We start from the raw sequence: 25,445 nt of genomic DNA on the forward strand, positions 1-25,445 counted from the left end.
GTGAGAGGGGGGAGCGTCCGTCGTCGCCGGTCAGTTGGTCAGGAGTGCTTCAAGGCGATGCTGGTGATCACGTCGGCCGTGCTCTCGAAGGCGTTGAGCGCAGCCTCCAGCGATTCGACCACGTCCTTCCACTTGAGCACGGTGAACGCCTTGAACGCCCCGGAGAAGAGCAACGCCGTCGTCTCCCGGAACAGGTGATCGCCTCTCGTCTCGATGTCGTCGATGATCTCGAGGTCGGCCTGCATGTCGCGCAGACGCTCGAGGTTCGCGGTCGCCCGTACGGCGGCGTCGGCGGCCGCGACGAGGAGCTGGCCGAACTCGGCGACGCCCTCCACCGGCTCGGAGACCTGGTGCAGGCGGATCAGGTCGACAGCTGCGCTCATGTTGTCGACGGCGCGGTCGAACCCCTCGGCCAGCGCGTGGATGTCCTCGCGGTCGAGCGGGGTGACGATCGCGGTGTCGAGGGCGGTGAAGATCTGCCGCCGGAGTTGGTCGCCGCGGTCCTCGAGCTCGAGCACCTTCTCCGCGACCGCCGCCACGTCGGGGAGCCTGCCGAGCGCCTCGTGAACGAGAGCCGCAACGGCCGCCGCGTTCTCGGCGGTCTTGTTGAACAAGGCGAAGAAGCCCTCGTCGCGCGGGACCAAACGGAACCTCACGAGGTGATCGTAAGGGTTCGGGCGGTGCCGAGGAAACTGCCGTTGGTCCCGAGGTCGCCCAGCTTCGTCGACGAATCGGCCGCATGCGAGGCTGGCACGGAACTGGAGGTGGGGACGTGACCGATACAGCCCAACTGGAGCCCGACGCGCCGGTGCGCACCGAACACTTCGACGTGCTCGTCGTCGGGGCGGGGATCTCCGGCGTCGGTGCCGCCTACCACCTGACCGAGCAGTGCCCGGAGAGATCGTTCGTGGTGCTCGAAGCGCTGGAGAGCTTCGGCGGCACCTGGCTGACCCACAAGTACCCGGGCATCCGCTCCGACAGCGATCTCTACACGTTCGGGTACCGCTTCAAGCCGTGGACCAGCGCACCGATCGCCACTGCCGACGAGATCCGCAAGTACATGGGTGAGGTCATCGAAGACAACGACCTCGGCAGGCACATCCGCTACAACCACCGCATCGCGACCGCGAACTGGTCCGCGGCCGACAAGACGTGGACGATCGACGCCACCGACACGGCCAACGGTGAACGTCGTCGCTTCACCTGCAACTTCTTGTGGATGTGCCAGGGCTACTACCGCCACGCGGAGGGCTACACCCCCGAGTGGCCGGGCATGGACAGCTACGAGGGACGCATCGTGCACCCCCAGACCTGGCCCGACGACTTGGACCTGACCGGCAAGCAGGTGCTCGTCATCGGCTCCGGGGCGACGACGGCGACTCTCGTGCCGGCCATCGCAGGTGAGTGCGCGCACGTCACGGTGCTCCAGCGTTCGCCCACGTACTTCTGGTGCGACCGCAACGCCAACGAGCTTGCGGACATGCTGCGTGAGATCGACATCGACGAGACGTGGATCCACGAGATCGTGCGGCGCAAGGTGCTCCACGACCAGGCGATGGTCACCCGGCTTTCGTTCGAGGAGCCCGACCTGATCAAGTCCGAGCTGATCAACGGGGTCCGCTCCCGCTTGCCCGAGGGCTACGACGTCGACACCCACTTCACCCCCAAGTACCGGCCCTGGCAGCAACGCCTGGCGTTCGTGCCCGACGGCGACCTGTTCGCCGGGATCAGCGCCGGGTTGGCCTCGATGGTCACCGACGAGATCGACACCTTCACCGCGACCGGGGTGCGCACGAAGAGCGGCCAGCAGCTGGACGCCGACGTGATCATCACCGCCACGGGATTCAACCTGTGCGTAGACGGCGACATCGCGTTCACCCTCGACGGCGTTCCGCTGAAGCTGAGCGACACCGTCACCTACAGGGGGATGATGTTCACGGGTGTGCCCAACATGTTGTGGGTCTTCGGCTACTTCCGGGCGAGCTGGACGTTGCGTGCCGACCTGATCAGCGACCTGGTGTGCAGGCTGCTGCACCACATGGACGATCTCGGCGCCCGCCAGGTCACCCCTCGGCTCCGTCCCGAGGACGCCGACATGGAGCTGCTCCCGTGGATGGACTCGGGCAACTTCAACCCGAACTACCTGATGCGTTCGATGCACCTGCTGCCCCGGCGCGGTGACAAGCCGGAGTGGCAGCACACCCAGGACTACTGGGTGGAAAAGGACGCCCTCCCCGCCGCCGACCTCGACGACGGCTGCCTCGTCTACGAGTAGACGAAGAAGAGCCCCTGGCACCCATCTGCGGGCACCAGGGGCTCCAGGGTTCTCGAACCCGCCCGGGGCTACTTCTCGATCGAGCGGATGAAGGCGACGGCGTTGGCCAGGTCCTCGGAGGTGAGTGCCGGGTTGCCACCCTTTGGCGGCATCGCCACGCCGGTCGTGTTGGCCGGGTCTTCGGCGCCGCGGCCGACTTCGATGAACGCGATCAGCTCTTCGTTCGACAGGCCCTTCACGAACTCCGACGTGGTGAGGTCTTTGCCGAGACCCTCCACTCCCAGGCCCTCGGGGCCGTGGCACGACGAGCAGGACGCGGTGAACAGCGTCTTGCCGGCCTCGGCGTCGCCGCCTCCGCCGTTGTCGCCGCCGTCGGTCGAGGGCGCGTCGGTGCTCGGGGCGTCGGTGTCGGGGGTGCCCGAGTCCGAGTCGTCGCTGCATGCGGCGGTGGTCAGCACGAACGCGAGTGCTGCTCCGACCGCCACCATCCTCAGCTTCGTGGTTCTCATCCGCTGGTTCCTTTCCATTTCCGATCTCGACCGGTCACGGTGCCGAATGCACCGTACTGCTTAGATCCAAGGCCGTCACTTCGGCCCATGTGAGGATTTCTCCCTCACGCTCGTCGGCAAACGCCTGCGCCTCTTCCTCGTGCGCGAACGCCACGATCCCGCCACCCATCGGGGTGGCGATCTGGCCACTTACGTACCACGCCGCTGGCGCATCTAGCCATTCCTCGGTCTCGTAGTCGTGCACCCAGATCATGTCGTCGGCCGGCTGACCACCGCCGGCGATGTTGGCCAGCATGTCGGAGATGTCGTCGAACACGAACGGCTCGCCGCCCGCGTCGCGGTAGGCGGCGGCGAATCGAGGCTCGCTGATGATCATGTGGCATTCGTCGCAGACGTCGCGGCCGAACTCGATGTGCGGAGGCCCGCTCGCGCTCTCGTCCGCGCACCCGCCGAGAAGACCCGTCGTTGCGGCGACCAAGGCGACCGCGCCGGCCACCGCCGCCCAGCGAGCCAGCATCGCGCGCCTGTTCATCGCAGCGACCTCTTGCGGAACAGCACGCCGCCGATGACGGCGGGGACGATCGCCCATACCGCGAGGCTCGCCGTGGTCAGCCAGCCGACGTTGTCGCCGAAGCGGTCGACTGCGAAGGTGCCCACGGGCCCGAGCACGTCGAGCGATCCGCCCATCGCGGTCATCGTCGAGAGCCGGAACGACTCGACCGGGTTGGCCATCGCGGAGAAGAACAGCGTCGCCTCGCTGGCGGTGGTGGCGATGGAGGTACCCATCAAGCCGAGGTTGCCGAACAGCACGAACGCGAGCCACAGCACCAAGGCGAGCCCCATCGCCGTGGCGCTGCGCTGGGTGACGACGCTGACCAGCATGCCCACGCCGACCATGGCAACGGCGAGCAGCCACGAGATGGCCGCGATCACCACCAGGTCGCCGCCGTCGACTGCTGCACCGCCGATCGCGGCGACGAGCCCGGCGGCGCCGAAGCCGCCGGTGACGGCGGCGAGCATGGCCGCGGCGTTGCCGAGGAACGTGCCGATGTACACCTCGGTCGAGCTGACCGGATGCGAGAGCAAGAACGTGAGCGTGCCGCGTTCACGCTGGCCGGCGATGCTCCTTGCGCCGACGGTCAGGCCCATCAGCGGCACCACCAATTGGGTCAGCGCGACGAGCGACGATGCCGTGCGCCCGAAGCCGGAGAAGCCGATGGTGCGCAGGTCGGACACCGCGATCGAGGTGATCGCGATGGCGAGCAGCGCGAAGGCGGCTGCGTACAGCCAGAGCCAGCGGTCGCGCAGGGCGTCGCGCAGCTCCTTGCCGGCGAGCACGCGCACCGTCGACAGCTCGGCCCGTTCCGGGATCACCCGAGCCGTGCTGACCGAACGCGACGTGGCCGGGGTGGTCGGCGTGGTGGTCGCCGTCATCGCCACACGTCCACGTCGATCACATCCATCCCTGCGTGCTGGAGGGCGTTCAAGGCCTGGCCCTTCTCTCCGGCGCCGACCTCGACCAGCAGGCCGCGGGAGTTGCGCCGGGCAGCGTAACCCGCCTCGCTCAGCACCTCGACCGCCCTCGGCAGCTCGTCGGGCACCACCATCACGTGCAGCCACACCCTCAGCCCGAGCCGCTCGGCGAACTCGCCGGGGGTCGATTCGAGGATGCACTGGCCGGAGTCCATCGCCAGCACCCGGTCGGCGAGCACGCCGACCTCGTCGAGGTGGTGTGAGGTCAGCACGATCGCCCGCCGGTCGTCGCGCAGGCTCTCGAACACCTCGAGCACCGAGCGCCGGGCGGCTACGTCGAGCGACGACGTCGGCTCGTCGAGAAGCAGCACCGGGGGGTCAGAGACCAGCGCCAAAGCAATGCCGAGGCGCTGCTTCATGCCTCCGGAGAGCGCACCGACCCGCTTGCCCCATTCGTCGCCCAGGCCGAGCTGGCCGAGCACCTCGCGGCCGCGATCGAGTGCCACACGGCGCAGCCGGGTGGAAAGGGCGACGGTCTCGCCGACGGTGAGATCGTCGTAGAAGGCGAGGTGCTGGGGCACGTAGCCGAGGAGCTGGCGAGCCGCCTTGCCGCGTCGCCTGGCGTCGAAGCCGCCGACCTCGACCTTGCCCTCGTAGGGGATCGCGCCGAGGATGCACTTCATCACGGTGCTCTTGCCGGCACCGTTCGGGCCCCACAGCGCTACTGCCTCGCCGGGCGCGACGTCGAAGGAGATGTCGCTGACGACGGTGGTCTTGCCGTAGCGCTTGAACAGCTTCTCGACGTGGATCATGTCGCCGCCCCGAACGGGCGACGGATCGCGGTGGTGACGAGCGTGACGGCCACGGCTACGAGGATGGCAGACATCGCGAGCAACGCCACCCGCGACGGCCCCGGAGGGGCGTTGCGCAGCGGCGAGATCTCCGGCGCCCTCACGAGCGGGCCGTCGTCGATCAACTTCGGATCGGGTCGCAGGGTGGGAAATGCCCGGGCCGCGGCGTCGAGGGCTCGTGCCGCCGGAGTCTCGGCGAAGAACGTCAGCTCCGGGTAGCGATCGGTCAGGTCGTTGTACAGGCCCTCGGCGCGGTACGGGACGTCGCCGATGCCGTCGCCGTCGGCGTCGAAGCCGGCGTAGTCGCTCCAGTGGTTGCCGACACCGTCCACGGTCCAGACGTTGCCGTCGAGCGCGCCGCCCGTGGTGGCCGATACCTGTTCCTGGTTGTCGATGAACGCGTTCGAGGCGAAGTAGTTGTTGCGCACGGACGGCTGGAACAGGGCGCCGACGATGTTGTAGGCGAACACGTTCCCCTCGAAGTTCCCGATCACACCTCCGGTGAACGGCGAGCCGTCCATGAAGATGCCGGCGCGGTTCGACACGAAGCGGTTGCCGGTCACGTCGACCACGTCGGACTCCTTGGTGGCCATCCCGTAGGCACTCGGGCCCTCGGCCATCGCCATCACGTTGTCCCGCACGACGATCCCGACGCTGTACATCACGTACAACCCCGTAGACGCGTGGAGGAAGCGGTTGCCCTCGACGAGGACGTTGTCGGAGTACATGAGGTGCAGCCCGTAACGGCCGTTCTCCATCAGGTTGTCGCGCACGACGACGTCGTCGGAAAAGAAGGCGATCACGTCGCGGCCGTCGAAGACGTGGTTGCGCTCGACCGTCGTGCCACTCGAGGTGTACACGTGGATCCCGTCGCCGCGCCGGGTGAACTCGATGTCTTTGCCGCTGATCTCGTTGTCGGTGATCGTCGAGCCGGGGGAGTCGACCAGGTAGAGCCCGAACAGCGAGTCCACGATCCGGCAGCGCTGGAACGTGAAGCGCTCCCCCAACACGTGCACCGCGGAGTCCTCGTGCTGGAGTGAAGTGCCGCTGGCGCGGATCTCGAGGTCGGTGATCGTCACGTCTGGCGAGGCGACGGTGAGCACGGACCCCTCACCGCCGCCGTCGATGACCGTTCCCGGCGAGCCGACGATCGTGATCGGCCGGTCGATGGTGAACCCGCCGGCGTAGACACCCGGATCGAGCTGGAGGGTGCCGCCGGCGGGAGTCGCCGCGACCAGGGCGGCCAGGTCTTCTCGTTCCGCGGCGGCTACTGGTGCCGCGGGGACCAGATTGGCGACGGAGAAGGAGACTGCGACGAGAGCAAGGAGAGCGCCGTACAGAGCGTGTCGACTCCTCACAGAGCGGCGAGCTCGGGAGCGGCCTTCGCCTCTTCCGCTTCCTCGGCTGCCTCGATCAACGGCTTATACGCCTTGCGATGGAACCACAGCCCGATCGCCACCAGCACGGAAGCGACGAAGGCCAGGATCAGCCCGACCCCGGGCATCGCCAGCGTGTCGAACTGGGCGATCTTCGACCGCCCGAACAGGTGTGGGGTGAACTCGCCCACCGCACCAGCCAATGGGGCACGAGGATCGAGGCTGTGCCCGTAGTTCCACAGCCAGTACTGCAAGTCAGCGAGGAAGATCACGGGGAACAGCAACGCCGGAAGCACCATCAGCACCACCCAGCGACTGTGGATGTACACGGCGGCGAGCAGCAGCCCGGCCATGACGATGATCGCGGCGATGGCGATCGTGCGCTCGAACTGCGCACCGTCACCGAGCGGTGGCATCCCGACGTAGTGGTTCAGTCCGTCGAGTTGCTCGAGGTCGTTCGATCCCGTCACCTTGTCGACGTTGCCGACAAGTCGGTTGACGTACGCCTGCACCCGCAGTCCGTTGGGGAACTGGGGAGCTGTCAGCTTGAGCACCCAGTAGGGGAAGAACAACGAGACCAACAGCACGACCATCGCGCCCACGAAGAACGCCGTGGGACGGCGATAGCGATCGCGGTTCTTGTCGAGCTCCTCTTTCGGGATCTTCGGCCCAAGGATTCGGTCTAGCACTGACATGGTCTTCGCCTTCTTGCAAACGCTCTACGGGGTTGGGGTATTCCGGATACTCAAAGAGATGAGCAGCCCGGTCCCCGGCACTCGCGTGCCGGGGACCGGGCTCAGGAGGTCACGCTGGTTCGACCAGGAAGTGGCCCATCATCTCTAGGTGGAGCGCCGAGCAGAACTCGGTGCAGTAGAAGTTGAAGACGCCTGATTGCGTGGCGTCGAACTCGACCGTCACCGTTTCGCCTGCTTCGATGCTGAGGTTGATGTTGTAGCCAGGCACTGCCATCCCGTGGGTGGCGTCCTGGGTGGTCTCGAGGCTGGTCAGGTGCCAGATCACATGGTCACCCTGCTTCACCTCGATCAGGTCGGGAGCGAAGTGGCTCCGGATCACGGTCATGTCGACCGTAACCGTGTTCCCGTCACGGGTGACCCCGGCCTGGGCTGCGTCGGTCGTGGCGTTCTCACCGACCATGTCCGCGGTCGGCGTATCCCATCCGCCCATCTTCGACGGATCGGTGCCGAGCGGGTAGACGGTCCACGGGGCCAGCTTGTCGGCCTTGATCGTCTGGGCGTAGTGCGGCTCGGCAACACCGAGCGGGGAGTCGTACAGCACCGGCATGGTGGTGCCGCCCTCGGAGATGTCGACGAGCTGGAAGTTCTGCGGCAGCAGCGGTCCCGTGGGGAAGAAGCGGTCGATCGACCACTTGTTCAGGGCCACGAGGTACTTGCCGTCAGGGCTCACGGTGTCGCCCTCGGCCGCCGTCAGGTGGCCGATGTTGTACTGCACGGGCGTCTTCGTGATCAGCGTCCAGGGCTCTTCGCCTTCGGGAGTGCTGTCCCCACCGAGCGACCAGCGGGCCACTGCGGAGTCGAGGAACAAGCTGGTGTAGGCGTAGCCCTTGTCGTCGAACTGAGTGTGGAGCGGGCCGAGGCCGAGCTCCACTTGTGCCTCCATCGCGTCTTCCATGGCGATGACGGGCACGCCGAAGGGATCGACCTCGGTCGGGCCGGCTTCGATTGCCGCCATCAGCTTCTCGAACGAGTAGACGTTGGCGTGCGTGTCGAGCTTGCCGGAGACGACCACGTACTTGCCGTCAGGGGTGACGTCGGAGCCGTGGGGGCTCTTCGGCTCGGGCACGAAGTACAGCAGGCCCTCGTCGATCGACGTCTGCAGCGGGATCACCTCGAAGCCGTTGATGGTCTCGGTGCCGCCGCCGGCAGCGACTTCAGCTGCCTTCACCAGGTTGATGGCGTGCAGGTAGTCGGTCTCGTTCGCGCCCGTGGCGGCCTCGAACTGCTCGCCGCCGTGGGTCATGCCCGTTGCCATCTCGGTGTTGATCGAGTTGCAGAACACCCAGCCCTCGGAGTCGAGCTTGCCGGCGTCGCAGAGGTCCTGCCAGTAGGGCGGCAGCTCCATCGCGAACGACTGGGCAGGGTCGAGCCGGCCGGCAGCGCGGTCGAACTTCCAGAACGTGATCAGGCCGCGGTAGTCGGTCTCGTAGTCGTCGAGAGACGCCCACTCCCAGCCGAGCGGCATCGCGTACTGGCCACCCTCGATCACCCAGTCGGTGTTCGGGGTGACGAACGTGCCGCCGTGGTCGTTGATGGCGACCGGGTTGCGAACGATCTGCTTGGTCTCGAAGTCGCGCAGGTCGATCGTGGCGACACGGGAGTTGGCCTTGTCGTTGATGAACAAGAACTGCCCGTCGTAGTCACCCTCGGTCTCCGACAGCGCCGGGTGGTGGGTGTCGGCCCAACGGAGTTCTTCGGTTCCTGGGGCGTAGCCCTCTTCGAGCACCGCCTCGGTGTCGGCCGCTCCGAATCCCCAGCCCTGCCAGGGCTCGGGGGTGAAGACGCCGATCGTGCGCAGCAGGCGCATCGACGGCACGCCGACGACGTGAACCTGCCCGGACTGGCCGCCACTCGAGAACATGATGTACTCGTCGTGCTGGCCGCTCGGGACGTAGGTCTTGGCGGCAGCGATCAGGTCGGCATCGGTCAGGCCGCGGGCCTCGGCGATGTCCGCCAGGTCACCGCTCGCCCCACTCGAGCCGTTGCCGTCGCCGTCGCCGTTGCCGCTGTCGTCACCCGTGCACGAGGCCATGACCAAAGCGATCACTGCCACGCTGGCGGCTACGACCTTGCGGCGGCCCGGACTCAGGCCCGACCGCGCTGGATGAACACGCATGACTACCTCCTGCTCAGGGGGAGGGGGGATATGCGTTCATCCTGGCAATCGGCTCTGAAGGGCCTCAGGGGCCTTAGTCACATGTCGGAACGACTTGTGCTCTACCCCTGCGGCCATCCACGGGCGACGGTGCGCGCCAGGATGCCGAGGGTGGCCCGCAGGGCGGCCTCGGAGATCACCGGGAAGATCCCGGCCTCTCTCCAGGTGGGGTCGATCTCGGACCAGTCGTAGTACGAGGTGACGATGCTGGCCCCCTCGCCGGAGGGCTCCACCCGGTATCCGTAGACGTGGCCGATCTGGGGTCGGATCGCGCCGAGGATCGTCCAGGCGATCTCCTGGTCGGGCACCAGCTTGGTGATCGTCACGGTGACGTCGTACTCGCCGAGCGGGTAGTCGTTCAGCGCCTCGCGGTCCATGTGCACGACGAAGGTGTCGCCGGCCGCGGTGACGGGTGATCCCGTGGCGGCCATCAGCATGCCGGTGGCGTCGATGGCGACGTGGCCCTCGGGGTCGCACAGCACACGGAAGACCGCCGCCGGATCGGCGGCGATGGTGCGTTGCACCTCGATGCGCTCGGCATCCGTCGGGGTCTCGTCGGCGGTCGTCGGGTCGCTCGTCATGCGCCATATTGCCACCTCTACCCGCTCGCGAATCGCGCCACTACGGTTGGTCGGCAAGGAGGTCGAGCGTGACTGCGGCGTATGGCGCGAAGCTGGTCGGTGCCCTGAGCGCCGCCGCGGTCTGGCACCGGCACCAGGTACGCAAGCACTCGCACACCCCCTACATCGGGCATCCGCTGGTGGTGGCCGCGCTGGTGCTGGAAGACGGCGGTACCGAGGACGAGGCCTGCGCCGGCGTGCTGCACGACGCGCTGGAAGACACCCCGGCCACGCTCGACGACCTACGCCAGCTCTTCGGCGACGAGGTGGCGCGCATCGTCGTCGCATGCACCGACACGGCCGCGGACGGCGCCGGTGGCCGGCAGGAGAAGCTGCCGTGGAAGCCCCGCAAGGACGCCCACCTGGAGCAGTTGCGCTCCGGTGGGCCGGACGCGGCGGTGGCGCGGGTGGCGGCGGCGGACAAGTTGGCCAACGCCCGCTCGATGCTCGACGACTTCTCCGATGCCGGGCCGGCGGTGTGGAGTGGCTTCAAGGGCGGGCTCTCGGGCACGGTGTGGTACCTCGACCAGATGGCGGGCGTGCTCGGCCCGCCGCTCGACGGTTCGGCGCTGGCCCGCCGGCTGGAGCAGGCGGTGGGCGAGCTGAAGGGCGTCGAGGCAGCGGAGCGGTTCCGCCTGGGCGGTTCGGTCGCCCGCATCGCGGCGGGCTTGCAGCAGGTGCCCGCCGATGCCGGGCTCGGTTGGCACCCCGCTGACGCCGAGAGGGTCGGGTTCGAGATCGCCCGACGCCTCGACGCCGGGTGCGGTCCTGCGCGAACGGCGGCCTGGGACGTCGTCGCCAGCTGGTACGCGCACCCCCTTCCCGCCGATGCCGGCGGGCGCGCCGAAGCGATCGCACGCCTCGAATCACACGGCCGCCTGCTGCCCCTGGCCACGGCGGCGGTCCGGGCAGCGACGGACTGAGCCGGCGCCGGCGCGCCGGCGCGGATCAGGCGATGTCGTAGGTGGCGAGCACGTCGAGGTTGCGGAACTTGGCCTCGGCGAACCCGGCCTCGGCAGCGGCCTGCTTCGTCCCCGGCAGTTCGCTGTTCTTGCACGCGTCCTCCCAGGAGTCGAACTCGACGAGTTCGATCAGGCAGCCCGGCCGCTCACGGTCGGCGAGCAGCACCACCCGCCGTACGGTCGACTCGTCGCCGGTCAGCTCCTTGAAACGGGCCATCCTGCTCTCGAAGTCCGCTTTCGAGCCGTCGAATTCGATCATCTGTGTGAAGCCCATGGCGCCCCCATATTCCGTCGACGGGCGGGCATCGACCGTCGCCCTGTCGAGGCTAGACCTCGCTCGTGCGCTTGTGAAGGGCCAGGACGGACAGCACGTGATCGATGTCGGCGGCGGTGTGGTCGGCACTCACCTGGAAGCGGATCTCGTCCTCGCCGCGGGGCACGACGGGGTAGGCGAGGCCGGTGGCGAGGACCCCGTTCGCCCGCAGATGGGCGACCAGGCGGACCGTGCGCTCGGTGTCGCGAACGATCAGCGGCACCACCGGGTGGCTCCCGGCGATCGTCTCGTAGCCGAGCGCGCCGATCCCCTCGCGCAGTCGGCTCGTGGCCGCCCGGAGGCGCTCCAGCAGCGCCCGGCCCGACACGCTGTCGACCAGGTCGATCGACGCGTGAGCGGCAGCGGCCTCGGGCGGGGTGATCGGGTTGGAGTACACGTAGGTGGTCGCCGTCTCGCGCAGCACGTCCACCAGCACGCGGCTCCCGACGACGTAGCCACCGTTGACGCCGAAGGCCTTGCCGAGTGTGCCGACCAGCACGTCGGCGCGGGCACGGGTCACCTCTTCGGTGCCGCGTCCTGCGTCACCGAAGGCGCCGACGCCGTGGGAGTCGTCGACGACGACGGTTACGCCGTCGGGGAACGCGCTGTCGAAGCGCTCGGCGAGCTCGGTGATCGCGCCGAGCGGGGCATGGTCGCCGCGCATGCTGAACACACCGTCGGTGACGACGAGCACTCGGTCGCAGCTCTCTCCCGGCGCGTCCGTCAGTGCGGTGAGCTCGGCTTCGAGCCGTTCGACGCCGTTGTGCGGGTACACCACCTTGAGCTTCGGCTGCGCGAGCCGAGTGGCGGTGATGATGCAGTTGTGGTTCAGCTCGTCGCTCGCCATCGCCGTCGACGAGCCGGCGAGGGCCGGCAGCGTGCCGATCATGCAGGCGTAGGCGCTGCTGAAGAGCATCGCCGCCTCGCGGTCGTGGAACGCGGCGAGGCGCGCCTCCAGTGCGGTGTGCACGTCGTAGGTGCCGCTGATGAAGCGCACCGCCTGGGGACCGGTGCCGTAGCGGCGCACGGCGTCCTCCTCGGCGCGGCGGACGGCGTCGTGCATCGCCATGCCGAGGTAGCCGTTCGAGTTCATCCGCACGAAGGCCCGCTCACCCTCACCGGCGAGCAGGTAGCGGGGGCCCTGGTCGCCTGTCGCCGCGACGACTCCGGTGAACACCGGCTCGACTCGCTTCCTCGCCCCGCGGGCGTCGAGCTCGCCGAGCTGGCGGGCGAGGGCGGCGTCGAGGCGTTCAGTCGGCAAGTCGATCACCTCCGCCGATCGCCGCGCGGCGTCGGGCGCGCAGTGCGTTCAGCATGTCGAGCGTCATCGCGTCGAGGTCGAAGCGCGGCTCCCAGCCCCACTCGGCACGCGCGGCGGAGTCGTCGACAGAGGCCGGCCACGAGTCGGCGATCGCCTGACGCCTGGGATCGACCTCGTAGCTGACGCGGAAGCCGGGCACGTGACGCGCGATCGAGGCGGCGAGATCCTCCGGGCAGATGCTCATCGCCGCGATGTTGAACGCGTTGCGGTGCACCAGGCGCCCGCTGTCGGCCTCCATCAGCTCGACCATCGCCCGCAGGGCGTCCGGCAAGTACATCATGTCGAGCTTCGTGTCCGCGCTCAGGTAGCACGTGTAGCGGCCGTAGAGGATGGCGTGGTGGAAGATCTCCACCGCGTAGTCGGTGGTGCCGCCCCCTGGTGGGGTGACCGAGGAGATCAGGCCGGGAAGCCGCAGCCCGCGGGTGTCGAGACCAAAGCGCGTCGCGTAGTAGTCGCAGAGCAGCTCACCGGCCACCTTCGTGACGCCGTACATGGTGGTCGGTCGTTGGACGGTGTCCTGCGGTGTCGACAGCTTCGGGGTGGATGGCCCGAACGCGCCGATCGAGCTCGGGTGGAAGACCGCGCAGCGGTGCTGGCGGGCGACTTCGAGCACCCGGTAGAGCCCGCCCATGTTCACGTCCCAGGCCACCTGCGGCTTGTCCTCGGCCACGGCGGAGAGCATCGCCGCCAGGTGGTAGACGGTGTCGACGTCGTAGCGCCGGACGGCGGAATCGAGCTGGCGGATCTGGGTGCAGTCGACCAGCTCGAACGGGGCGCTCGTATCGGCGCCGGCGGGTGGCATGCGGATGTCCGAGGCGACGACGTGCTCGGCGCCGAAGCGCTCGCGCAGCACGGGGACGAGCTCGGAACCGATCTGTCCGAGAGCCCCGGTGACGAGGATCCTGCGCACGGGACGACCGTAGCCTTGCGCGGAGTCCTACCGAGGAGGTTGGAGATGCGCTCACCGCGGGTGTTGATGGTGTTCCACAGCGACGAGGGCCAGACGGCCAAGGTGACGGCGCGGATCGCCCACGTGCTGCGCGACCTCGGCGCGGAGGTAGACGCGTTCCCCGCCGAGTCTGCACCGTCGCCGAAGGGCTACGACGCGATCGTGGTCGGCGACCCCGTGCACATGGGCAAGCACAGCCCGGTGGTGATCGGCTACCTGTCGGCGCATCGGCCCGCCCTCGAGGAGCTGTCGACCGCCTTCTTCCAGGTCAGCCTGACGTCCGCGCAGCACGACCCGGTGCACGACGCTGCCGCGTGGACGTACGTAGAAGAGCTCGAGCGCGACACGGGCTTCGGGCCCGACGTGGTCGGTGTGTTCGCCGGTGCGCTCACCTACCGCAGGTACGGGTGGATCAAGCGTCGGGTGATGCGCCACATCGCGCAGGAGGAGGGGGTCGACACCGACACCAGCCGAGACTGGGAGTACACCGACTGGGAGGCGGTCGAGCACTTCGCCAGCGACGTGCACGATCTGGTGGTGCGCCGCCTGCAGACGTGAACCGAGGGTAAGTTCTCGCTCGATGCGGCCGCGGCTCACCACACCGCTCGTCCGTGACGGCTCGGCGCTTCGACCGGCCTCCTGGGACGAGGCGCTGGCTCGGGCGGTCGAGGGGTTCGAGCGGGTGCTCCACCGCCACGGTCCCGCAGGGATCGGCGTGTTCAGCTGTTCGAAGGCCACCAACGAGGTCAACTACGCGGTGCAGAAGTTCGCCCGGGTCGCGCTCGGCACGAACAACATCGACTCCTGCAACCGCACTTGACACGCGCCGAGCGTCGTCGGTCTGGCGACGGTCTTCGGAGCAGGGGGCGGGACGTCGTCCTACCGTGAGATCGAAGACGCAGACGTGATCGTGCTCTGGGGATCGAACGCGCGCGAGGCGCACCCGATCTTCTTCCACCACCTGCTGCGCGGCGTTGCTGCCGGAGCTCGGCTCTTCTGCATCGATCCCCGCAGGACCGCCTCCGCGAAGTTCGCCGACGTGTGGCTCGGCATCGGTGTCGGCACCGACATCGCGCTCGCCAACGCCGTTGGCCGCGAGATCATCCACGCCGGGCTCGTCGACCACGAGTTCGTCGCTCGTTCGACCACTGGCTACGCCGCGTACGCGGCGGCCGTGGAGCCCTACACCCTCGAGCATGCGGCGGCGATCACCGGAGTGCCGGCGACGGCGATCGCCGAGCTCGCCCGCGCCTACGCGGGCGCCGACCGGGCGCAGATCCTCTGGACGCTCGGCATCACCGAGCACCACGACGCCGTCGACAACGTTCTGGCCCTGTGCAACCTCGCCCTCCTGACGGGCCATGTAGGCCGCTGGGGATCGGGTCTCGTTCCCCTCCGCGGTCAGAACAACGTGCAAGGCGGCGGCGACATGGGCGCGCTGCCGTCGAAGCTGCCCGGGTTCCAAGACGTGGACGACCCGGTCGCCCGCTCTCGCTTCGAAGCCGTCTACGGCGTGGCCCTCGACCCCGAACCGGGGCTGCATCTGACGTTGATGTTCGAGGCGATGGCCGTGGGGGAGTTGCACGGCCTCTACGTGGTGGGCGAGAACCCGGCCGACTCCGAGCCCGACGTCCAGCACGCGCGCGCCCTGCTGGCGGGCCTCGAGGTGCTGGTCGTGCAGGACATCTTCTTGACGCGCACCGCGGAGATGGCCGACGTCGTGCTGCCCGCCGCGGCGTCGTGGGCCGAGTCCGACGGCACGGTCACGTCGAGTGAGCGTCGTGTGCAGCGTGTGCGGGCCGCCGTGGCACCCCCCGGCGAGGCGCGCGACGACCTGTGGATCGTCGGCGAACTGGCCAGGCGGTGCGGTTACGACTGGGGGCAACCGAGCGCCGAAGACCTGTGGGACGAGCTGCGGTCGCTGTCGTCGCTCCACGCCGGCATGCCGTACGCACGGCTCGAGGCCGAAGGCGGCCTGCAGTGGCCGTGCCCCACGCTCACCGACCCGGGCAGCCCGTTCCTGCACGGCTGGCTCTGGGAGGACGATCTCGGCGGGCACCCCCGAGCACCGTTCAGCGTGGTGCACCATTCCGGCCCGGCGGAGCGCCTCAGCGCCGAGTACCCGTTGCGGCTCACCACCGGGCGCGCCCTCGACTCGTTCAACACGGGTGTGCAGTCGGGCGGCTACGCCTCACCGATCCGCTCCGGGGACGGGCTCGACATGAGCCCCGCCGACGCCGCGGCGCTCGGCGTGGCCGACGGCGAGCGCGTGCTCGTGTCCTCGCCGCGGGGCTCGGTGGAGATGCCGGTGCGCGTCCAGGCCGATCTGCCGCCAGGGCTCACCTTCACCACGTTCCACTTCCCCGAGCTCGTCGACGCGAACGTGCTCACCAACGACGCCTGGGACCCGCGGTCGGGCACCGCCGAGTTCAAGGCGGCGGCCATCCGCGTCGACAAGATCGGCGGGCTGGACAGCCGTGGCTGATCTGCACTTCGGGTCTGCGGCGGCGACGCCCGCCGAGCGGGTCGCGGTCGACGCAGTCGTCGCGCCGTTCGGCCCCGCCCTGCTCGTCGAGTCCGCTCATCTCGTGCGCGGCGGCACCACCCGGCGCGCCGAGCGCCGGCACCTGCTGCTGCCCGCGCTCCACGCCTTGCAGCGTGAGGCGGGCTGGATCAGCCCCGGCGGCTTGCGTCACGTGTGCGAGCAGCTCCAGGTGCCGCCGGCGGAGGCCTACGGGGTGGCGACGTTCTACGAGATGCTGCGCACCACCGCTCCGGCCACCGAGGGTCCGATCGCCCACGTCTGCGACGACGTCGCGTGCCGGATCGACCCCTCCCGGCGCGAGGCAGCCGTAACCGCGCTGCGCGCAGCGGGAGCGGCGGTGCACGACTCGCCGTGCCTCGGGCAGTGCGATCGTCCCCCGGGGGTGTTCGTCCAGCACCGCCGCGGCAGCGACGAGGTACCGAACGACAGCGGGCCCTTCGAGCTACCGCAGGCGGGGGATCCCGGTCTGCGGCTGCTGCGCCGAGTGGGCGTGGTCGACCCGACGAGCCTCGACTCCTATCTGGGCCAAGGTGGCATGGCCGCGCTCGGCGTCGCCCGTGAGATCGGCGGTGAGGCCGTGATCGAAGCGGTCGCGCAGGCCGGGCTGTCCGGGCGGGGCGGGGCGGCCTTCCCCACCGCCGCCAAGTGGCGCGCCGTGCGTGACGCGAGCGGCGATCGCCGTCACGTGGTGGTCAACTTCGACGAGTCCGAGCCGGGCACGTTCAAGGACAAGACGCTGGTCGAGAACGACCCCTTCGCCGTGATCGAGGCGATGTGCATCGCCGCGCTCGCGACCGGTGCGGAAACCGGCTGGGTGTACGTGCGCGGCGAGTACCCGCGCTCGGTGGAGCGGCTCACGTCGGCTGTCGACCAATGCCGCCGGGCCGGGTACCTGGGCGACGCCTTCGACATCGAGGTGCGCCGCGGCGCAGGTGCGTACATCTGCGGCGAGGAGACGGCGCTCTTCAACTCGATCGAGGGCTTCCGCGGCGAGCCGCGGAACAAGCCGCCCTACCCGACCACGCACGGCCTGTTCGGGCAGCCGACGGCGGTGAACAACACCGAGACCCTCGTCAACGTGTTGTCGATCCTCGTGGAGGGGCCGGACGCCTACCGCAGCGTCGGCACGGCGCAGTCGCCTGGCACGCGGTTGTTCAGCGTGTCCGGTCGGGTGGTCCGGCCCGGCCTCTACGAGGTCTCCTTCGGCACCACGCTCGGCGAGCTGCTCGATCTGGCCGGCGGCGTCACCGGCGAGCTGGCGGCGGTGCTGCTCGGAGGTGCGGCGGGCTCGTTCATCCCTGCCGACCAGCTCGGGCTCAGGATGACCCTCGAAGACACGCGCCAGGCGGGAGTGGCTCTCGGCTCGGGCGCGGTCGTCGTGTTCGACACGAGCGTCGACCTCACCGACACGATCTTGCGCATCGCCTCGTTCTTCACCGCCGAATCGTGTGGGCAGTGCGTTCCGTGCAGGGTCGCAACGGTGCGCCAGCACGAGACGCTGGTGAAGATCGCGAAGCGTGGCGAGGTGACTGCCGACCAGCGCGAACTGCTCGGCGATCTCAGCCAGGTACTGGTCGACGCGTCCATCTGCGGCCTCGGCCACACTGCTGCTTCGGCGGTGCAGTCCGCTCTCCGGCTCGGCCTCGTCGGAGGTGGGACTTGAGCTCGCACCCCGACAGCGCAGATGTGGTGGAGTTGACGATCGACGGCCAGTCGTTGCATGTGCAACGAGGTGCGACACTTCTCGACGCCATTCGGATCGTCGGAGTGGAGACGCCCACCCTGTGTTGGGCGCCGAACCTGACGCCGGTGAACGTGTGCAGGCTGTGCGTCGTCGAGCTCGAGGGGTCACGTCCCCTCGTGCCGTCCTGTTCACGCCTCGCCGAGGACGGCATGGTCGTGCAGACCGACACCGCTCGGGTGCGACACAGCCGCAAGATGGTGCTCGAGCTGCTCGGGTCGGGCGTCGATCTGTCACAGGCGCCGGACCTGCAGCGGTGGGTGCAGCACTACGGCGCCGAACCGCAGCGCTACTCCGGAAACGGCCTGTCCGTACGCCGGATGGACGAGCCGGTCAGGGTGCAGGACCGTCTGTACGCGCGCGACTACGACAAGTGCGTCCTTTGCTACAAGTGCGTGGAGGCGTGCGGGGACGACGCCCAGCACACCTTCGCGATCGCGGTGGCCGGGCGGGGGTTCGACGCGCGGATCTCCACCGAGTACGACGTCGCGCTCCCGGACTCGGCATGCGTCTACTGCGGCAACTGCATCGGCGTCTGTCCGACGAACGCGCTCGTGCCGATCACCGAGCTCGAGCTGCGCGCGGCCGGTGACTGGCGTCCCGACGACCAGTCGGTGACGACCACGGTGTGCTCCTACTGCGGCGTCGGCTGCAACCTGGAGCTGCACGTGCAGGACGGGCGGATCGTCAAGGTGACGAGCCCGGTCGACCACGACGTCACCGAAGGTCACCTGTGCGTGAAGGGGCGCTTCGGCTGGCAGTACGTCCACGGCGGAAGCTGACCGAGATCGGCGGCGAGCACCGCGGAGGGCCACGGGCGATATCCGCGCCTGCCCTGCGGTGCAGCACCCCTTGGCTACCTTCGTCCCCATGGCGCTCCACCTCACCGTCGCCTCGGGTCTGGCCCCGCTGGCCGACGAGCTCGCGAGGTTGCTCACCGACGCGCCGACCGATCCGTTCACTCGTGACGTCGTGGCCGTGCCTGGTGAGGGCACCAAGTCGTGGCTCGTCGCCCGCCTCGCCGAGCGGCTCGGCGCGAGCGGCGGGCTTTGGCCCGACGGCATCGTCGCGAACGTCGAGTTCGTCTTTCCGGCCACGCTCGTGCGCCGCGCGCTCGGCGACGACCGCAACTCGGGTCGGTGGAGCGTCGGCCCGCTGACCTGGGCGATCTACCAGGAGTTGGGCGACGGTGCGGCCGAGGAGCTCGGACTGGCGCTCGACGCGGTGCGCGCCCGTGCGATCGCCGACCTGTTCGACCGCTACGGGCTGCACCGCCCGACGATGGTGCACGCCTGGGAAGCGGGCCACGACGTCGACGTCACCGGTGCTGCCCTGCCCGAACACGTCCGCTGGCAGCCGAGGCTGTGGCGACGCCTCCTGCACCGCCTCGGCGAACCGAGCGACGTGCGGCGCCTGGCCCTCGACACCGCCGCCCTGCGTGCTGCGCGCATCGAGCCCCTGCTGCCCGACCGGGTGGTCTTGGTCGGGCTGTCCGGCCTGCCGTCGCCCCACCTCGACGTGCTCGGTGCTCTCGCCACCAGACGTGAGCTCCACGTCCTCGCTCCGGCAGCGTCGATCGAGGTGTGGCGGAGGGTGGCCGGCGTCGCCCACGAGCTTGGCGAGTCGGCGGTGCTGCGCTCGGGAGATCCGTCCGCCGCAGCCGTCGCCCACCCCCTCGCCAAGACGTGGGGCCGCGCCTCGCGCGAGGCGCAGTTGCTGCTCGCCGCGATGGCCGCGCGACAAGGCGTGCAGGCACGGCTGGTCGGCGGTGCCGGAGACGACGCCGGCGAACCACCCCTCACGCTGCTTGCGCGCCTGAAGCACGACATCGCGCACGACGTCGCACCGCCGGGGCGACCGACCGCCGGCGCCACCGACCGACGCCCCGAGCTTGCCGCCGACGACGCGAGTTTCCAGTGGCACCGCTGCCACGGTCCGGTCCGCCAGGTCGAGGTGCTGCGCGACGTCATCGTGCGCCTGCTCGAAGAGCACGACGGGCCACGGCCGCGCTTCGAGCCACGCGACGTCGCGATCGTCTGTCCCGACGTCGCCACCTTCGCCCCCCTCGTCGAGGCCGTGTTCGCCGGCGACCCCCAGCACGGCGTGCCCCAGGTGCCGGTCAGGATCGCCGACCGCTCCCTGCGCGCCGACAGCCCGCTGCTCGACGCCGTCGCCCAGCTGCTCGACCTGCTCGAGGGCAGGTTCCGCGCAAGTGACGTGCTCGCGTTTACGGCGCGCGCCGCGGTCCGCCACCGCTTCGGGATCAAGTCCGACCACCTGGCGCGCTTCGCCTCGTGGGCGGCCAGCACCAATGTGCGCTGGGGGCTCGACTCACCGAGCCGCACCGAGTTCGGCTTCCCCCCGAACGTCGTCGCGCACACCTGGCAGGCGGGTCTCGATCAGCTCCTCGTCGGCTCGACGATGCCCGACGAGACGGGCGCGCTCGCCATCGGCGATACGCCGCCACATGCCGGCATCGAGTCCGACGACGTCGATGCCGTCGGGATGCTGGCCGATGTGGTTCGTCAGCTCGGGCTCGCGGTACGGCGCCTCGGCGGAGCACAGAGGGTCGCCGACTGGTGCGATGCCGTCGCGACGTCGGCGCATGCCCTGTGCTCGCTACCCGAGATCGACGCCTGGCAGTGGCGCGACCTCGACCGAGCGCTCGCGACGATGCGCGAAGACCACGAGCTCGCCGGCGGCGATCATGGCCTCACCGTGCCCTCCGCCGAGTTGGCCGTGCTCCTCTCCCAACTGCTCGAGCACGGGGGCGGTCGCGCACGCTTTGGCACCGGCGCCGTCACGGTGTCCTCGCCGACCGCGCAGCGCGGCGTCCCCCACCGGGTGGTCTGCCTGCTCGGCCTCGACGGCGAGCTGGTCGCCGGCACGGCCGCGGCCGACGACCTCGCCGCCGCGCCACCTTGCGTCGGCGACGGCGACGCGCGGAGCGAGCTGAGAGCGCAGCTGCTCGACGCGATCCTGGCTGCCGGCGAGCGGCTCGTCGTTTGCACCACCGGGCGCGACCTGCGCACGAACGCCAACGTGGCGCCGGCAGTGCCCGTCGCCGAGCTCGCCGACCTGATCGACGCGACCGTCCGGGTCGGCGCCGCCCAAGGCCCGGGGTCGAGCGGGAAGGCCAGCGACCGCGTGGCCGTCGACCACCCCCGCCAGTCGTGGTCGGAGCCCAACTTCTGGCCAGGGCGTCTCGGCGTGCCCACGGCATGGAGCTTCGACCGCGCTGCCCGCGACGCGGCCAGTACCCGCCGCGAGGCGCGCCCGACCCTGCCCGTAATGGGTGCCGACCTCCCCCCGCAGCCGCTCACCGAAGTCACCGTCGACGAGCTCGTCGAGGGCCTGCGCAACCCGGTCCGCGCCCTTGCCCGGGCGCGCCTTGGCATCTTCGTCGCCGGCGACGACGAGCGGGTCAGCGACTTGCCCGAGCTGACGACGGTCGGTCTCGGGCGTTGGCAGGTCAGCGACCGACTGCTTGCCAAGGTGCTTGCCGGCGGCCGGCGCCTCGCTGCCGGCGAACGTGACGAGTGGCTGCGGGTCGAGCAGGCGGCGGGCCGGCTGCCCCCTCTCGCCGCCGGCGAGCGTTCGCTGAACGAGTCGCTGAAGGCGGTGACCACCATCCTCGACGCCGCGGAGGCCGAGGGCGTGGCCCTCGACGTCCCCGCGCTTACGCAGGTGCTCGACGTCGCCGTCGGTGACTGCAAAGTGGTGGGGGAGATCACCGGGGTGCGGGGCGAGTTGCTCGTCGAGTTGACCGCCTCCACGCTTCGCGCCCGGCACCGCCTGGCCACATGGGTGCGCCTGGCCGCGCTCACGTGTGCCCGACCCGAAGTCGCGTGGCGCGCGGTCACCGTCGGGCGTGAGAAGGATCGTGCGAAGGTGATTCGGCTCCAGATGCGCTCGCCCGAACACGCGCGGATCGCGCTGCAGTCGGCGGTCGATCTCGTCGGGCGCGTGCGGTGCAGCGTCGTTCCGGCACTGGCCGAGCTCACTCGGGCACTGCTCGACGAGGGCCCCGACAAAGCCGCCAGCGACTGGCGGCCCTCGTTCGCGGGCGCCGGTGGTGACAACGGCAACGAGCGCTACGTCAGGTTCATGCTCGGCGAGGTCGACTTCGAGGAGCTGCTCGGCATCCCTCCGCGCGCCGACGAGGTCGGCCCGGAGTGGGGTGACGCGGCGTCGAGGATCGAACGGTGGGCCCACCGCGTCTGGACAATGGTCGAATCCACGACCGTCCCCGAACAGGTGGAGCCGTGACCGCCATTCCCGCCGCGTTCGACCCGGGCGGGCCCCTGCCCGCCGGGCTCACCGCGCTCGAGGCCAGTGCCGGCACGGGCAAGACGTACGCGCTGACCGCGCTGGCGGTGCGGTATGTGGCCGAGGCGGGAGTGCCTGCCGGCGGGCTGTGCATCGTCAGCTTCACCGAGGCCGCCACGGCCGAGCTGCGCGGGCGTGTGCGGTCGCGCCTCGTCGAGGCGGTCGCGCACATCGAGGCCGGGGCTCCCCCCGTGGACGACCCCGTGCTCGGCGCGATCGCCTCGGCGCAAGACCCCACACCACTGCTTGCAACCCGCCTCGCCCGGCTGCGCCAGGCGGTCGCCGAGTTCGACGCGGCGACCGTGGCCACCATCCACGGCTTTGCCAGTCGCGTCCTCTCCGGCGCGTCGTCGGCCGCTGCCGGGGCGGGGCTGACCGAGTCGGCCTTCGACGTGGACGAAGCCGTCAACGACCTGTTCCTCGCCCGCGCCGGTGACGACCCGGACACCAAGGTGCGTGTCGACAGGGTGGCCGAGGCCGTGCGGGCCAGGCTGTCGATGCCCGAGTCGGTGATGGCTCACCTCGCTCCGTGTCCTGCGGGCAAAGCCGACCCCGCAGGGCCACTGCGTGAGCAGTGGGACCTCGCCGTGGCCCTGGCCGACGACGCGCGTGACGAGGTGCTGCACCGGCGGGCGAAAACGCGCCGACGCACGTTCGACGGCCTGCTCTGCGATGCGCGTGACCTGCTCACCGGCCCCGGCGGGCCGACGGTCGTCGCCGCCCTTCGCAGCCGCTACCAGGTGGTGCTGATCGACGAGTTCCAGGACACCGATCGCGTCCAGTGGGACATCTTCCGCACGGCGTTCGTCGACGGGCCTGCTCCCGTCACCGTGGTTCTCGTCGGAGATCCGAAGCAGTCGATCTACCGCTTCCGGTCGGCTGACATCTCCGCCTACCTCGACGCCACCGCTGCCGCGCGCGAGGTCAGCACGCTCACCACGAACTGGCGCTCCGACGCACCCTTGCTGCGATCGCTCGAACAGGTCTTCGACGGCGCCACGTTCGGCGATGCCGCGATCGCGTTCTCGCCCGTCGACGCCGCGCCGGGCCACGAGCACCGCGGCCTGCACGGCGCCTGCCCGGAGTCGCTGGTGATCCGCTGCGTCCCCCGAGGCGCCGACGCCGCGTTGAGCGCTCCCCGAGCCCGCCGCCTGGTGCGCGCCGACGTCGTCGCCGAGGTGGCCGAGCTGCTCGGGGGAGATGTGCAGGTGGACGATCCTTCGGCCGAAGGCGGCAAGCGGCCCCTCGCCGCCCGCGACATCGCGGTGCTGACCCGCTCGAACGCCGACGCGGTGGCGACGGCGCTCGATCTCGGCGCGCACGGGTTCGCGGCAGCCACCGCGGCCACGCGCAGCGTGCTCGAGACCGACGCGGCGATCCAGTGGACGGTGCTGCTGCGCGCGCTCGAGCGTCCCGGTCACCCGGGGTTCGCGCGTGCGGCCGCGCTCGGCTGGTTCGTCGGTATAACCGCCGAGCGGCTCGCCGTCCCCGACGACGACTCGCTCGCCGAGCTGCACGACGAACTGCGCGAGTGGGCCTTGCTCCTCGCCGGGCGGGGCATCCCGGCGCTGCTCGCCGCCGCTCGCGCCCGCGGCTTGAACACCCGGTTGCTGCAGCGTCGTCTCGGCGAACGCCACCTGACCGACCTCGACCACATCGCCGAGCTGATGCAGTCCGCCACCGGTGGCCGCCCGGTCGGCGCAGCCGCGCTGCTGGCCGTGCTCGCCGAGCTCGGCGCAGGCGGCGACGAGGAGATGGCGCGCGAGCAGCTCGCTCGCCGGATCGACCGCGACGACGACGCGGTCCAGGTGCTGACCATCCACCGCGCGAAGGGGCTCGAGTTCCCTGTCGTGCTGTGCCCGTACCTGTGGACGACGAGGTATGCCGGGGGGCAGATCCCCCACGCCCAGATCGACGGGCGTCGCCAGCTCGACTCCGGGTGGGTGATCGAGGCTCCCACCACCGGTTGGGCAAAGGGTGTGCGTACGCAGGCGTCGGTCGAACGCGACGGCGAGGATCGGCGACTGCTGTACGTCGCGCTCACCCGGGCCCGTCACCGCTGCGTCGTGTGGTGGGCGCCGACGACGGCGAAGGGCAAGTGCACCCTCGGCAGCCTGTTCGAGGAGCGGCTCGGCGCGACGCCGGTCGACCCCGGCGACTTCGCCCCCCTCGTCGACGCCGCGGGCGGCGCCCTCGCGGCTGTCACCGCGCTGGCCCGGCCGGTCCGTTCACCGTCGGGGCCGGTGCAGGAGCCACCGCCGCTCGAGGTGGCCACAGCTCGGCGGCGCGTCGACCAAACGTGGCGGATCTGGTCGTTCAGCTCGGTGAAGGCCGGTGCCGACCTGCGGCGCGTCGACGCAGCAGCCAGCTCCTCACCCCCTGATGCCACCGACCGCCCGGTCGTCGGCGGCGTCGACGAGGCAGCGCCAGGCGCGACGGAGGCGCTGGTCGTGTCCGGCGCAGCGGGTGCTGTCACCACCCGCTTGTCCGACGCGCCCGGGGGCACGCGCTTTGGCACGCTCGTGCACCGCGTCTTCGAGCGCTGCGACTTCGCCAGCGCGACGCTCGAGGCCGATCTCGTCGCGCTGTGCGAGGAGGAGCTGCGGTATCAGCGGCTGTCGGTCGAACCAGCGGCGCTCGCCGCGGCGCTCACCGACGTGGTCGGCGCACCGCTCGGTGGCCCGCTCGGCGAGCGGTGCTTGCGCGATCTGCATCGTCACGACCGCCTCGACGAGCTCGTCTTCGACCTCCCCCTTGCCGCGATCCGCGCCGACCGCATCGGTGCCGCTCTCGCCGACCACCTCGCGCCCGACGATCCGCTGCTGGCGTGGGCGTCTTCGATGCGCGACGAGACCGGTTTCGACATCGACATCGCCGGCATGCTGACCGGCTCGATCGACCTCGTCGCCCGGACCGCCCCCGACGGTCTGTACTTCGTCGCCGACTACAAGACGAACCAGCTCGGCCCGGCGTCTGGCTACACCACCGGCGAGCTCGCCGCCGCGATGGCCCACTCGCACTACCCGCTGCAGGCGGCGCTGTACCTGGTCGCCCTGCACCGCTTCCTGCGTTGGCGACTGCCTGGGTACGACCCGCAGCGTCATCTCGGCGGCGCCGCGTACCTCTTCGTGCGCGGGATGGTGCCGGCTTCGGCCTCTGCCGCGCCCCGCGGGGTGCTGTGGTGGCGGCCACCCGTTGCTGCGGTGCACGCCCTCGATCGGCTGCTCGCCACCGGGGGATCGTCGTGACCGCGGCGCTCGATGTGTTCGAC

20 protein-coding genes are annotated in these 25,445 nt (G+C 70.1%); 8 read left to right on the forward strand and 12 right to left on the reverse strand.

All coding sequences use genetic code 11. From position 1 onward, the window contains the following. Window positions 1-38: 38 nt before the first annotated feature. A complete protein-coding gene (locus IPM43_10360; GenBank protein ID QQS23829.1) occupies window positions 39-656 on the reverse strand; it encodes a DUF47 family protein in 618 nt (205 codons plus the stop codon). Window positions 657-739: 83 nt separating this feature from the next. Between IPM43_10360 and IPM43_10365 the strand changes: the two genes are divergently transcribed. After that, window positions 740-2,275: an NAD(P)/FAD-dependent oxidoreductase gene (locus IPM43_10365; GenBank protein QQS23830.1), complete on the forward strand. Its 1,536-nt coding sequence runs from the start codon at window positions 740-742 to the stop codon at window positions 2,273-2,275. A gap of 68 nt (window positions 2,276-2,343) precedes the next feature. Here IPM43_10365 and IPM43_10370 read toward each other — a convergent pair whose 3' ends face one another. From IPM43_10370 to IPM43_10405, 8 genes are all read right to left on the reverse strand, one after another. Further along, entirely contained in the window at window positions 2,344-2,784 is a 441-nt protein-coding gene (locus IPM43_10370) for a cytochrome c (protein ID QQS23831.1), read from the reverse strand. 34 nt (window positions 2,785-2,818) lie between these two features. Continuing rightward, window positions 2,819-3,316: a nitrous oxide reductase accessory protein NosL gene (locus tag IPM43_10375; protein ID QQS23832.1), complete on the reverse strand. Its 498-nt coding sequence runs from the start codon at window positions 3,314-3,316 to the stop codon at window positions 2,819-2,821. Continuing rightward, entirely contained in the window at window positions 3,313-4,218 is a 906-nt protein-coding gene (locus tag IPM43_10380) for an ABC transporter permease (protein ID QQS23833.1), read from the reverse strand. Before IPM43_10380 ends, IPM43_10375 begins: the two co-directional genes overlap by 4 nt. Then, entirely contained in the window at window positions 4,215-5,069 is an 855-nt protein-coding gene (locus tag IPM43_10385) for an ABC transporter ATP-binding protein (GenBank protein ID QQS23834.1), read from the reverse strand. The genes IPM43_10380 and IPM43_10385 overlap by 4 nt, the downstream gene beginning before the upstream one ends. Further along, window positions 5,066-6,466, reverse strand: a complete 1,401-nt coding sequence (gene nosD / locus IPM43_10390) for a nitrous oxide reductase family maturation protein NosD (protein QQS23835.1) — start codon at window positions 6,464-6,466, stop codon at window positions 5,066-5,068. Before nosD ends, IPM43_10385 begins: the two co-directional genes overlap by 4 nt. Next, entirely contained in the window at window positions 6,463-7,179 is a 717-nt protein-coding gene (locus IPM43_10395; protein ID QQS23836.1) for a cytochrome C, read from the reverse strand. Before IPM43_10395 ends, nosD begins: the two co-directional genes overlap by 4 nt. 109 nt (window positions 7,180-7,288) lie before the next feature. Further along, on the reverse strand, window positions 7,289-9,271 hold the full coding sequence (gene nosZ, locus IPM43_10400; GenBank protein ID QQS26426.1) for a Sec-dependent nitrous-oxide reductase: 1,983 nt from the start codon (window positions 9,269-9,271) through the stop codon (window positions 7,289-7,291). Between the two features lie 185 nt (window positions 9,272-9,456). After that, window positions 9,457-9,975: an SRPBCC family protein gene (locus tag IPM43_10405; GenBank protein ID QQS26427.1), complete on the reverse strand. Its 519-nt coding sequence runs from the start codon at window positions 9,973-9,975 to the stop codon at window positions 9,457-9,459. A 92-nt stretch (window positions 9,976-10,067) separates the two neighbouring features. On the opposite strand from IPM43_10405, the gene IPM43_10410 reads away from it, so the two are divergent. Beyond that, window positions 10,068-10,937, forward strand: coding sequence for a bifunctional (p)ppGpp synthetase/guanosine-3',5'-bis(diphosphate) 3'-pyrophosphohydrolase (locus IPM43_10410; protein ID QQS26428.1), 870 nt, complete (start codon window positions 10,068-10,070; stop codon window positions 10,935-10,937). 25 nt (window positions 10,938-10,962) lie between these two features. Here IPM43_10410 and IPM43_10415 read toward each other — a convergent pair whose 3' ends face one another. The 3 genes from IPM43_10415 to IPM43_10425 all read right to left on the reverse strand — a co-directional run bounded on the left by IPM43_10415 (window position 10,963) and on the right by IPM43_10425 (window position 13,520). Beyond that, a complete protein-coding gene (locus IPM43_10415; protein QQS23837.1) occupies window positions 10,963-11,235 on the reverse strand; it encodes a hypothetical protein in 273 nt (90 codons plus the stop codon). A 67-nt stretch (window positions 11,236-11,302) separates the two neighbouring features. Further along, window positions 11,303-12,550, reverse strand: a complete 1,248-nt coding sequence (locus IPM43_10420; GenBank protein ID QQS23838.1) for an aminotransferase class I/II-fold pyridoxal phosphate-dependent enzyme — start codon at window positions 12,548-12,550, stop codon at window positions 11,303-11,305. Beyond that, window positions 12,540-13,520 carry an L-threonine 3-dehydrogenase gene (locus tag IPM43_10425; protein QQS23839.1) on the reverse strand — a complete coding sequence of 327 codons (981 nt, stop codon included), beginning with the start codon at window positions 13,518-13,520 and terminating at the stop codon, window positions 12,540-12,542. Before IPM43_10425 ends, IPM43_10420 begins: the two co-directional genes overlap by 11 nt. Before the next feature lie 45 nt (window positions 13,521-13,565). Here IPM43_10425 and IPM43_10430 point away from each other — a divergent pair, with 45 nt between their 5' ends. The 6 genes from IPM43_10430 to IPM43_10455 all read left to right on the forward strand — a co-directional run bounded on the left by IPM43_10430 (window position 13,566) and on the right by IPM43_10455 (window position 25,422). Continuing rightward, window positions 13,566-14,117, forward strand: a complete 552-nt coding sequence (locus tag IPM43_10430) for a protoporphyrinogen oxidase (GenBank protein QQS23840.1) — start codon at window positions 13,566-13,568, stop codon at window positions 14,115-14,117. Between the two features lie 22 nt (window positions 14,118-14,139). Then, complete coding sequence (locus tag IPM43_10435; protein QQS23841.1) at window positions 14,140-16,044, forward strand: molybdopterin-dependent oxidoreductase; 1,905 nt, start codon at window positions 14,140-14,142, stop codon at window positions 16,042-16,044. Continuing rightward, the gene (locus IPM43_10440) at window positions 16,037-17,767 is read left to right on the forward strand and encodes an NAD(P)H-dependent oxidoreductase subunit E (protein QQS23842.1); all 1,731 of its coding nucleotides are present in this window, start codon (window positions 16,037-16,039) and stop codon (window positions 17,765-17,767) included. The genes IPM43_10435 and IPM43_10440 overlap by 8 nt, the downstream gene beginning before the upstream one ends. Further along, window positions 17,764-18,627, forward strand: coding sequence for a (2Fe-2S)-binding protein (locus IPM43_10445; protein ID QQS23843.1), 864 nt, complete (start codon window positions 17,764-17,766; stop codon window positions 18,625-18,627). The genes IPM43_10440 and IPM43_10445 overlap by 4 nt, the downstream gene beginning before the upstream one ends. An 88-nt stretch (window positions 18,628-18,715) precedes the next feature. After that, the gene (locus IPM43_10450) at window positions 18,716-22,114 is read left to right on the forward strand and encodes an exodeoxyribonuclease V subunit gamma (GenBank protein ID QQS23844.1); all 3,399 of its coding nucleotides are present in this window, start codon (window positions 18,716-18,718) and stop codon (window positions 22,112-22,114) included. Next, entirely contained in the window at window positions 22,111-25,422 is a 3,312-nt protein-coding gene (locus IPM43_10455; protein ID QQS23845.1) for a UvrD-helicase domain-containing protein, read from the forward strand. Before IPM43_10450 ends, IPM43_10455 begins: the two co-directional genes overlap by 4 nt. Window positions 25,423-25,445: the final 23 nt, after the last annotated feature.

Source organism: Actinomycetota bacterium, from assembly GCA_016700055.1.
Classification (GTDB): Bacteria; Actinomycetota; Acidimicrobiia; order Acidimicrobiales; family Ilumatobacteraceae; genus Kalu-18.

Coding starts and splice junctions, on each gene's coding strand:
- IPM43_10365 (QQS23830.1), top strand. CDS start 740: ATGCGAGGCTGGCACGGAACTGGAGGTGGGGACGTGACCGATACAGCC.
- IPM43_10370 (QQS23831.1), bottom strand. CDS start 2,784: ATGAGAACCACGAAGCTGAGGATGGTGGCGGTCGGAGCAGCACTCGCG.
- IPM43_10375 (QQS23832.1), bottom strand. CDS start 3,316: ATGAACAGGCGCGCGATGCTGGCTCGCTGGGCGGCGGTGGCCGGCGCG.
- IPM43_10380 (QQS23833.1), bottom strand. CDS start 4,218: ATGACGGCGACCACCACGCCGACCACCCCGGCCACGTCGCGTTCGGTC.
- IPM43_10385 (QQS23834.1), bottom strand. CDS start 5,069: ATGATCCACGTCGAGAAGCTGTTCAAGCGCTACGGCAAGACCACCGTC.
- IPM43_10395 (QQS23836.1), bottom strand. CDS start 7,179: ATGTCAGTGCTAGACCGAATCCTTGGGCCGAAGATCCCGAAAGAGGAG.
- nosZ (QQS26426.1), bottom strand. CDS start 9,271: ATGGCCTCGTGCACGGGTGACGACAGCGGCAACGGCGACGGCGACGGC.
- IPM43_10405 (QQS26427.1), bottom strand. CDS start 9,975: ATGACGAGCGACCCGACGACCGCCGACGAGACCCCGACGGATGCCGAG.
- IPM43_10415 (QQS23837.1), bottom strand. CDS start 11,235: ATGATCGAATTCGACGGCTCGAAAGCGGACTTCGAGAGCAGGATGGCC.
- IPM43_10430 (QQS23840.1), top strand. CDS start 13,566: ATGCGCTCACCGCGGGTGTTGATGGTGTTCCACAGCGACGAGGGCCAG.
- IPM43_10450 (QQS23844.1), top strand. CDS start 18,716: ATGGCGCTCCACCTCACCGTCGCCTCGGGTCTGGCCCCGCTGGCCGAC.